This is a genomic window from Streptomyces sp. P5F9 (genome assembly GCF_057961495.1).
On the sequence record NZ_JBXVPZ010000552.1, the window covers coordinates 1 to 5,894 of the forward strand.

The 5,894-nt window shown below is 69.6% G+C and carries 6 protein-coding genes; 2 read left to right on the forward strand and 4 right to left on the reverse strand.

What is annotated here, in order from left to right; translation table 11 throughout:
• The 3 genes from AC31A1_RS45295 to AC31A1_RS45305 form a co-directional block, all read right to left on the reverse strand.
• The coding region (locus AC31A1_RS45295; RefSeq protein ID WP_489658917.1) for a glycoside hydrolase family 5 protein at positions 1 to 1,193 on the reverse strand (1,193 nt) is incomplete at its 3' end.
• Between the two features lie 143 nt (positions 1,194 to 1,336).
• The gene (locus AC31A1_RS45300) at positions 1,337 to 2,248 is read right to left on the reverse strand and encodes an ABC transporter permease (RefSeq protein ID WP_489658912.1); all 912 of its coding nucleotides are present in this window, start codon (positions 2,246 to 2,248) and stop codon (positions 1,337 to 1,339) included.
• Entirely contained in the window at positions 2,245 to 3,258 is a 1,014-nt protein-coding gene (locus AC31A1_RS45305) for an ATP-binding cassette domain-containing protein (protein ID WP_489658913.1), read from the reverse strand. Before AC31A1_RS45305 ends, AC31A1_RS45300 begins: the two co-directional genes overlap by 4 nt.
• A gap of 105 nt (positions 3,259 to 3,363) precedes the next feature.
• Between AC31A1_RS45305 and AC31A1_RS45310 the strand changes: the two genes are divergently transcribed.
• Positions 3,364 to 4,164 carry a TetR/AcrR family transcriptional regulator gene (locus tag AC31A1_RS45310; protein WP_489658914.1) on the forward strand — a complete coding sequence of 267 codons (801 nt, stop codon included), beginning with the start codon at positions 3,364 to 3,366 and terminating at the stop codon, positions 4,162 to 4,164.
• Here AC31A1_RS45310 and AC31A1_RS45315 read toward each other — a convergent pair.
• Positions 4,145 to 5,143, reverse strand: a complete 999-nt coding sequence (locus tag AC31A1_RS45315) for a WD40 repeat domain-containing protein (RefSeq protein WP_489658915.1) — start codon at positions 5,141 to 5,143, stop codon at positions 4,145 to 4,147. The genes AC31A1_RS45310 and AC31A1_RS45315 overlap by 20 nt on opposite strands.
• A gap of 99 nt (positions 5,144 to 5,242) precedes the next feature.
• Here AC31A1_RS45315 and AC31A1_RS45320 point away from each other — a divergent pair.
• On the forward strand, positions 5,243 to 5,894 hold a 652-nt coding region (locus AC31A1_RS45320; protein WP_489658916.1), incomplete at its 3' end, for a GDSL-type esterase/lipase family protein.

Below are 5,894 nucleotides of genomic sequence, written 5' to 3' on the forward strand. Positions count from 1 at the left end.
CCCGTCCCCGTGCTCGGAAACCCCGCCGCCTTGATGCTCGCCAGATATCCGTCCTTCACCGTGTCCACGGTCACCCAGTCGTCCTTCAGGATTCCGCCCGTGTCACCGGAGTTGGGGTTCCACGACCAGAAGGTCCAGGAGAAGGCGTCGGCGCCGTAGGTCGAGGTCGGGCGCAGGTAACTCACCAGTGCCGCAAGCCACTTCTGGTCCACCGTCGATGCCAGCGTCGTGCCGAACTCGCCCACCCACACCGGCGCGATGTTCTGCTGGAAGAGGTAGCCCCAGTACTTGTCCCACACCCCGGGCATGTTCGCCGGGAAGGACGGGTCGCTGAACCAGGGCTGCTGGGCCACGCTCGTCGCGTAGTCATGGGCGGAGTACACCACCCGGTTGGGCACGGTCAGTCGGACCGGGTACTGGCCCGCGCCCATCAAGTTGCCGCCCCACCAACCCGATACGCCGGCGTACGTCTGCACGCCCTCCACGAAGATCAGCAGGTCGGGGTTGACCGACAGCACCGCGTCGCCCGCGCGCTCCGCCGCCAGGCGCCAGTCCGTCGCCACATCGCCGCAGCCCCAACACGCCGGATCGTGGGGCTCGTTGTGGAGGTCGATGCCGATGACTGTCGACTGGCCCGCGTAACGGGCCGCCAGCGAGCGGAGGTTGGCGATCCAGGTCGACTCCGGTACCGCCGCCGTGTACCAGAGCGCCGACTGCGCCGACGCGTCCGGGCGGTGCCGGTCGAGGATGACCTTCAGTCCGTCCTGGCCGGCGTAGGCGACGAGTTTGTCCATGATCTGGAGGGAGTTCAGGCCCTGGAGGTCCGCGTTCTTGCCGCTGGAGAAGTCGATGCTGTTGGGGACGGTGCCGGACTTGAAGATGTCGTCGCTGTAGGGGAGGCGGATGGTGTTGTAGCCCAGCGACTTCATCTGGTCGATCATGCTCTTGTAGTCGCGTGACCAGAGGCCGTGCACAACGTAGTTGGCGGTCTCGAAGCCGAACCAGTTGATCCCGGCGATACGGACCGGCTGCCCGGCCGCGTCCAGGATCTGGCGGCCGCTGGTGTGCCAGTAGCCAGCTCCGGGGGCACTCGCGCTATCGGCCGCCTGTGCTGGGTGCACACCGGCCAGCGGCAACACGAGCACCGCGGCAATTACCCCCAGCGCTCTTCTCAAATTGCGGAACAGGAGCATTGAAGACATGAGGGACACCTCGCTGCTTCCTCTCGGAGGCGCGGGTCCGGAACCGGTGGGAGCGCTCCCGCTACCCGACGTCCTCCATGGAAGCCATGTCGCGTGAACACGTCAAGACAACGGACGCCGACAGTCGTCGACGGTTATCGGCTGAGCCTGCGGAACCTCCGCACCGCCAGCGGAAGGAACAGCAGTGTCAGCGCCGCCGGCCACGCCCCCGCGAGCAGCAGCGCGTGTTGCTCCGGCCAGGACGTGCCCTGGCCCGTCGGGGCGCCGAACAGCGCTCGCGTGGCGCCCGCCGTCGACGAGAGCGGGTTCCAGAGGGCGGCCTGGCCGAGCCAGTGGGGCATCTGGGTCGGGGAGACGTAGATGCTGGAGATCATCGTCAGGGGGAAGACGATCGCGAAGAGACCGCCCACCTGTTCGGGGCCGGGGAGCAGGAGTCCGAGCCAGACGCCCACCCAGATCAGCGCGAAGCGGAGTGCCAGGAGCAGGGCCACCGCCTTCACGAAGTCCAGGCCGAGGCCGATGTCGACGCCGAGGCCCGCTCCCAGATCGGGGCCCGCGCCGAACTCCGGGCGCCAGCCCATCCCGTACGCCGTGGCCATCATGATGCCCAACTCCGCGCAGGCGACGATGAGATCGGTCGCGCCGCGCCCCGCCACCACCGCCGACGGCGCCATCGGCATGGAACGGAACCGGTCGATGACGCCCTTCTTCGCGTCGTTCACGAAGATCGTCGCCGTGGAGACGAAGCCCATCGCCACCGTCATCACGAACATGCCCGGCATCAGGAACGCCTTGTAGTCGCCGCCGCCCGGCACCCGCATCGCCTTGCCGAAGACGTACCCGTACAGCAGCACGGACAGGATCGGGAAGCCCAACTGCCAGAGGATGCTGACCGGTTGGCGGCGGTAGTGGGTCAGGCCGCGCCGGACGACGTTCCAGCAGTCGGCGATCGTCCAGAAGACGCGGCCGTGCTGGGGGCGTCTGCGGTAGGTGCGGCCGGTTCCCTCGGACGCGGATGCCGACGCCGTCGACGTGCCGCCGCTCATGCAGCCGCCCCCTCGGTCTCCGGAACCTCGAACTCCGGCTCCTGGGCGGTCGGTTCTTCTTCCGTGCGGCGGCCCGTCAGCCGTAGGAACACGTCGTCCAGGCTCGGGCGGCGCAGGCCGATGTCCTCGACCGGGATGCCGTAGTGGTGGAGGTACCGGGCGACCTCGGTCAGCGACCCCACCCGGTCGGCCACCGGCGCGTGCACCCGCAACTCGCCCATGTCGGCCTCCGGTTGGCCGCCGTGGGCCACCCTCGCGACCGCCTGCAACGCGTAGGGGATGTGGGCCGGTTCGCGCAGCACGACCTCGATACGGTCGCCGCCGACGCGGTTCTTGAGGCCGTCGAGGGTGTCGTCGGCGATGGCCCGGCCCTGGTCGATGACGGTGATGCGGGAGGCCAGCCGGTCGGCCTCCTCCAGGTACTGGGTGGTCAGGAGGACGGTGGTGCCCTCCGCCACCAACTGCCGTACCGCTTCCCAGACTTCGCCCCGGCTGCGTGGGTCCAGGCCGGTGGTCGGTTCGTCGAGGAAGAGGACAGCGGGGGCCAGGATCATCGACGCGGCCAGGTCCAGGCGGCGGCGCATGCCTCCGCTGTAGCCGCCCGCGCCCTTGTCCGCCGCGGCCTCCAGGTCGAACTGGCGCAGGAGTTGGGACGCCCTCAACTTGGCCCGCCTGCGGCCGAGATGGAAGAGGCGGCCGAACATCTCCAGGTTCTGCCGGCCGGTGAGGATCTCGTCGATCGCCGCGTACTGGCCGGTGAGCCCGATCCGGGTGCGGACCTGGCGCGGCTGGCGGGCCACGTCGAGACCGGCGACCGTCGCCCGGCCGCCGTCGAGCCGGACCAGCGTGGAGAGGATGCGGACGGCGGTGGTCTTGCCGGCGCCGTTCGGGCCGAGCAGACCGTGCACGGTGCCCTCGCGGACGGCCAGGTCGAAGCCGTCGAGGGCGTGTTTGTCGCCGTAGCGCTTCTCCAGCGCCTCGGCCTCCACCACGTACGAGTCACCACCCATGGGTCCTCTTCCCTCCCTCCTGTACCGGGCGTTCGAACTGCGTGCACCGTATCCGATTGCGCGTACGGTGTACTCGGTTTTCGCCCCGGGATCTACACTCGCCCCATGGCAAGCAGTCAGGAGTCCAGCGGCAGCGGTGACATCGGCCGCACCCTCGAACTGCTGTGGGACGCCGGCCCGCGCCCCAGCCGCGGACCGAAACCGGGGCTGTCCGTCGACCGGATCGTGGACGCGGCCATCCGCATCGCGGACGAGGAGGGGCTGGACTCCGTCTCCATGCGGCGGGTCGCCACCGATCTCGGCACCGGCGCGATGTCCCTGTACCGGTACGTCCCCGGCAAGGCCGAACTCCTCGACCTGATGCTGGACCGTGTCCGCTTCCCGGACCTCCCCAACGACGGTGCGGGCAGCGGCAGTTGGCGCTCCGCGCTGGAGGCCGCCGCCCGCGACGCACTCGCCGTCCACCGCCGGCACCCCTGGCTGCTGCGGGTCAACCAGTCCCGCCCGCTGCTGGGCCCCCGCGCCCTCGCCACCCTGGAACACCTGCTCGGCCGCATCCGCCCGATGGGCCTGACCGACCCGGAGCTCATCTCGACCGTCGTCATGATCGACGGCTACGTCGTCGGCGCCGCCCGCACCCAGGTCCACCAGGAGGAGGCGGCCCGCAGCACCGGCCTGACCGACGCGGAGTTCTACGGCGCCCAGGTCCCGGCGCTGGAGAAGGCGATGGCGACCGGCGCGTACCCGACGCTCGCGTCCCTCTCCCCCGACACGTTCACCGCCGGATTCGACCACTTCGAGTTCGGGCTCGGGCGCATCCTGGACGGGCTGGAGGTCATGGTCCACCAGCGCGGCGAGGGCCAACAGCCCGGTGAGAGGGGTGAGTTCAGCTCCTACGACGCGTGAGGCGCCGTAGTCCGAACAGCGCCCCGCCGACGACCACGACGGCCGCGGCACCGATCTTCACGTTGTTCCCCGAGCCGCCGCCGCTGTCACCGCTAGCCGAACTCCCGCCCCCGGAGGGCGACTTGGCGGAGTCCGAACTCCCCCCGGGAACGTCCTCCGCCTGCACGGGACTGTCGGCGCCCTCACTCCCGTACAACAGCTTGGTTCCGTCGGCGGAGTAGCTGACGGACTCCCCCTGCCCCTGCAACGGCACGTCGAGACGCCCCTCGCGCTTGATCTTCCCGCCGTTCCAGTCGTAGTAGATACCGCCCAAGTAACCTCGTACGGCGAGCTGTTGGCCGTTGGGGGAGAAGGCGGCGTCGGTGGCCCAGAGGTCCACGGCGGCGATGGGCTTGAAGTAGTTGGTGCCGGAGGAGGAGAGCGTGGCCGGGCCTTCGAAGAGGTGGCCGCCGTCCTCCTTCTTGTCGATGATGTACACGCGCCCGGTCTTGGGGTGCACGATCAGCGACTCGGCGTTGCGGGCACCGTCCGAGTACTTCACGACGTACTGCGTGGCCCGGATCGTCTGGTCCTTGAGCACCTTCGGTTCGGGCAGCTTGTAGATCCAGACGTACGGCCAGGTCCCGTCGAGGTTGTCGCCGATGTCGCCGACGTAGATCTCGTTGTGCGGGCCGATGGAGATCGCCTCGACGTCACGCGGTTTGCCGACTCCGCTGAACGTGACCGTGGCGACCGTCTTGCCGGTGCCGCTGTCGACGGCGTAGATGTACGGGCCGTCGTTGCTGTCGTTGTGCGTCCAGTAGATGCCGGGGTGGAGGTGCGAGGCGGCGAGCCCGCTCGACTCCGTGATCCGGGAGTCGGTGATCGTGAACCCCTTGTCGCCCTTGCCGTCTCCGTCGTCGGAGGGTGCTGCGGTTGCGGGCAGGGCGAGCGCGCCGACAAGGAAGCCGGCGCCGAGGAACGCGAGGAAGCGACGCATGCCCCAAGCCTGCCATCCCCCGCGGGCCGGCCGTCGGCGTGGTGGGCCTCACACCCCGCCCGTTCCGTCGACGGGTGGTTGATCGTCCATCATGAGCGGATGCTCAGGTTCATGCCCGTAGGCGACTCCATGACGATCGGGAGCGCGGGCGAACACACATGGCGCTACCGGATGTGGCAGCACCTGCGCGCGACCTACGGCGGCCCGTTCGCCGTGGTCGGCCCGCGCGAGACGCTGTACGACAAGGCGACGGACACGCCCACGTCGTACGAGTACGCCGACCCCGACTTCCCGCACTTCCACCTCGCCGGCTGGGGCGAGGGCTGGCTGCACATGGCTCCGCTGATCGGCGAGGCGGTCCGCGCGCACCGGGCGGACGTGCTCCTCGTCTCCCTCGGCCTGATCGACCTGGGCTTCTACACGAACGCGGCGCAGACGGCCGACAACATGCGGTCCTTCGTCGCGGCGGCCCGCATCGTGAGACCGTCCGTCCGCATGGTGTTCCTCCCGGTGATCCCGAACGTCCGCGCCCAGACCGACGCCCCCTTCGCCACCGAGGTCGCCCTCTTCAACGAACTCCAGGCGAAGGCGGTCGCCGACCTCGACGACCCACGCTCACCGCTCCTCCTGGCGTCCCTCCCCGAGTCGTACGACGTCACCCACGACACGTACGACGGCACCCACCCGAACGCGGCCGGCGAGCACAAGATCGCGGGGGCGTTCGCGGGGGCGATGCATCAGGCGTGGGGGG

What these genes read in the sequence shown, in the direction of transcription:
- AC31A1_RS45300 (WP_489658912.1), bottom strand. Translation starts at nt 2,248, where the DNA reads ATGAGCGGCGGCACGTCGACGGCGTCGGCATCCGCGTCCGAGGGAACC.
- AC31A1_RS45305 (WP_489658913.1), bottom strand. Translation starts at nt 3,258, where the DNA reads ATGGGTGGTGACTCGTACGTGGTGGAGGCCGAGGCGCTGGAGAAGCGC.
- AC31A1_RS45310 (WP_489658914.1), top strand. Translation starts at nt 3,364, where the DNA reads ATGGCAAGCAGTCAGGAGTCCAGCGGCAGCGGTGACATCGGCCGCACC.
- AC31A1_RS45315 (WP_489658915.1), bottom strand. Translation starts at nt 5,143, where the DNA reads ATGCGTCGCTTCCTCGCGTTCCTCGGCGCCGGCTTCCTTGTCGGCGCG.